Raw genomic sequence first — 3,562 nt, 5'->3', positions numbered from 1 at the left:
CAAGGCCATCATCCAGAGCGGCTCGACCCTCACTCATGCGCTTCCTGAGACTACCCAGCCTGTCGGCCTCGCTTTCGCAAAGGCTCTCGGCGTAACTGCAGCAAACCCTTCAAAGGTTAACGACTATACCTATGAGGAGCTCCTCCAGATCTACTCAAGCGTCACCACTGAGGGCAGAAGCCCTATGTCAGGCCTTCGCCTCATCGGTTCTCCAGTAGTGGACGGAAACATCCTCCCAAGGCATCCTTTCTCTCCTGACGCTCCTGAGATCAGCAAGGACATCCCTGTGATCATCGGTACCGACTTCAACGAGTTCTCATTCGAGAATCCTCCAATCAGCATGGACGAGGCTCTCGTAGAGCTCAAGGCTAAGTTCGGTGACCGCACCGACAGCTTCATCGAGACCTTCAAGAAGGTATATCCAGACAAGACCCCTAGGGAGATGCTCGCAATCGACCTGTCGTTCACTCCAGGCGCTATCAAGCAGTCATGCCTCAAGAGCGAGCAGGGCGGAGCGAAGGTATTCTCATACCTCTTCACATGGCAGCCTAAGACCAACTATCTCGCAGCTTCACACGGAATGGAGCTTCCATTCATGTTCAACAACGTGATGCTCCAGCCAGAGATGACCGGTAACACTCCTGACGCACATGTGCTCGAGAATATCATGAGCTCATACTGGATCTCATTCATCAAGACCGGTGATCCTAACACTGCAGGACTTCCTACCTGGGAGCCGTTCACCACTGACCATCAGGCTACCATGATCTTCGACGACGAGTGCCGCATCAGGGTAAACGACGAGAATGTACTCTCACTCTACGGAGACTACGGAAGACCACTCTTCTAAAGTGAGACTCGGCGTCTGCCTATCAGAATTCGTAAGCGCCTGAATCTCAACGAATAAACGCTAGGACGGCTCCCTCTTCCGAGGGAGCCGTCCTTCTTTGTCAGTACTGTTAGTCAGTCTGTTACGATTGTCCGCGCTCTATTTCAAGGTGCGGGTGATGAAGTCCACGATGTGCTTGTTTGCGAGCACATGGGTGTGTGACTCAGGGAAGCCGTGAGCGCCGTCAGGAACCACGTTGATCTCGCATCCGCCGTATGCCTTCTCTGCGCGCTGGATATAGTCTCCAGCGGCGATAGGGTCCTTGTCTCCGTATACTATCATGACCTCGCCCTTGTACTTAGGCATGTCCTTGAACACGTCGTAGCCGATGAGCTTGTCATAATATACATGAGAGAGAGGAAGACCCATCACAGGGACGCCGGTCTCGGAAGTGATGGCCTCCTTCGGATGGAGGGTCACAGCATGCTCCGCAATCGAGAATGCAGGATATACGAGCACGACGGACTTGAATGCGTCAGGCATCTGCGCAGATGCGATGGCAGCTACGAGACCGCCCTGGCTGCATCCCATGAGGGTCATCCTGTCGGAATCGATGAAATGCCATTCCTTTGCGGCGCCTACGATCGAAGCGATGTCGTCAGCCTCGGTGAATACGGACATGTCGATAGAATTTCCCTCGCTGCGGCTGGTCACCGCGCCACCTGCGAAATCGAAGATGTAGCTTGCGACACCCTCCTGCGCAAGGGTCTCAGCATAGGCCTCGACCTCATGGTAAGAGGAGTTGAAACCGTGCGCCATGATGGCGAGAGGCTTCTTTGCGGCGCCGTCGTTAGGTATGTAGAGCCTACCGAAGATGTTGTTGCCCCTCTCGTTGTAGGTGTGCACCTCCATGGTGTAGAATGGCACATTGCTCCAGCCTGTGTTCGGATCCTTTGCCTTGGTGGTCCATCCCGGGTACTTGTCGAGCTTGCTCTCGGTGAATACCTTTGCCTGCTCCTTGTCGCCCTTGAGCTGCCAGTCGAGCCATGCAGTGAGCATCTGTGCGAAGCTTCCTCCGTAGATGTCGCCGAAGTCACCGACATGACCTGCGGTGAGGTGGTTTGCGAATGCTGCGAACACGTTGTTGATCTTGGCGTAGTCCTTCACTCCGTTGGCATAGGCCACGTCGCTCTCGCCGCCTTCCATATAGAGGATAGGGGCATGGAGCTGGTCGAGGAGCTCTGCGCTAGCACCAGACATCTCGAAATCACCCATTCCTGAGTTCACCATGACGGTGGTCTTTACCCTAGGGTCGGTAGAGTTGAACAGAGCCTGTGCGCCACCGCAGGACTGTCCTGCGACAGAGATCCTGTCGGTAGCCACGCAACCGTAGTATTCGCTCTTCTTGAGGGCGTTCTGGGCGATGATCCAATCCATCGCAGCTGCCATCTGCTCGTTAGGTGATTTCTTGAGCGGACGATCGTTGATGTCGAACTGCATGCTTCCGAGCGCAATCACGATGTAGCCTCTCGAAGCCACCTCGGTGAGCATCCTTTCATGAGGGAGGGACGTGTCGTTGCATCCGCCGTTTGCGAATACGAGTACAGGGAGCTTGGAGTCAGCTGCGGCTGCCTTGAGGTCGATTGGCTTGTAGACTACTGCGTCCGCGAAGGTCTTCTCCTCGCGTGCCTCGGCCTTGTAAGGACCGCTGCCGCCTTCGTCCACTATCTTCTTCCTGAGCTGGGGCTTCGCGTCGAGTGACGCGAAGCTGCATACCAGCATCAGTGCGAGTATAAATCTTCTGATGTTCATGATCTGTTTGTCTTACCTGTTCTTTCTGTCACGAGAAGCTTTCTTTCCATGATTCTGATTCTTGGGTTAATTCTAGAGGTTCACGATAGGCCAGCCGTCAGCAGACCAGGTGATCTCCCTGATGAGGAGCTTCGAGTCGTAGTCGTAGTCCTTGTCGTAGCCGTGCATGAAGATGTAGTCCTTGCCGTCGAAGGTCACGACTGCGCAATGGCCGGCACCAGCGAACTGCTCGTTGCCACCGCAAACGAGGGTTCCGCCGCTGTTCATCATGTTCACGCCGTCCTTGTCAAAGTAAGGTCCGGTGATCTTGTCGGCGCGACCTACGACAACGTTGTAGGTACTCTTCTCGCCACGGCAGCAGAGGTCGAACGATACGAAGAGATAGTACTTGCCGTCATGCTTGAAGAGGAACGGAGCCTCGACTGCGCCGTTACCTGCGTCGAAGTCGAGACCTCTAGGGTCTGGGCTCACTGCGGTGTCGGTAGATACGGTCTCAGGTGCGGTGCCCTCAGGACGCCTTGACACTGGATACCACTCCTCTGGGTCTGCGAGCCTGGTGTAGTCCTCGTTGAGCTTGCACATCTTGATTCCGCGCCAGAATGAACCGAATACGAGCCATCCTGTTCCGTCCTCGTCAACCATCACGTTGGCGTCGATGGCGTTCCACTCGTCACGTCCAGGGACAGACTCCACGATCATGCCCTGATCCTCCCACTTGAAGTCAGGAGACTCCGGGTTGAGGGTCCTGTTGGTAGCGACTCCGATGGCAGACTTGTTCTTGCCGAAGCCTGAGTATGAGTAGTAGATGTACCACTTGCCGTTGATGTACTGGATGTCAGGTGCCCATGGCATGCCGCGGAAGCCCTTGTCCTGTGCCCACTGAGGAGCAGACTTGAACACGTTGTTCTCGTAGCGCCAGTG

3 protein-coding genes are annotated in these 3,562 nt (G+C 55.2%); 1 reads left to right on the top strand and 2 read right to left on the bottom strand.

Translation table 11 applies throughout. The annotated features are described in order from the left end of the window. The coding region (locus AC06ND_RS04930) for a carboxylesterase family protein (RefSeq protein WP_475677879.1) at window positions 1-850 on the top strand (850 nt) is incomplete at its 5' end. A 138-nt stretch (window positions 851-988) separates the two neighbouring features. Here the strand turns inward: AC06ND_RS04930 and AC06ND_RS04925 are convergent. Both AC06ND_RS04925 and AC06ND_RS04920 read right to left on the bottom strand, forming a co-directional pair. Beyond that, window positions 989-2,641 carry an alpha/beta fold hydrolase gene (locus tag AC06ND_RS04925; protein WP_475677878.1) on the bottom strand — a complete coding sequence of 551 codons (1,653 nt, stop codon included), beginning with the start codon at window positions 2,639-2,641 and terminating at the stop codon, window positions 989-991. Window positions 2,642-2,713: 72 nt separating this feature from the next. Further along, the coding region (locus AC06ND_RS04920; protein WP_475677877.1) for a family 43 glycosylhydrolase at window positions 2,714-3,562 on the bottom strand (849 nt) is incomplete at its 5' end.

Source organism: Candidatus Cryptobacteroides sp. (assembly GCF_056207615.1).
Note: the sequence above shows the minus strand (reverse complement) of the source record. Positions and strands in the feature narration are given on the sequence as shown.

What these genes read in the sequence shown, in the direction of transcription:
- AC06ND_RS04925 (WP_475677878.1), bottom strand. Translation starts at nt 2,641, where the DNA reads ATGAACATCAGAAGATTTATACTCGCACTGATGCTGGTATGCAGCTTC.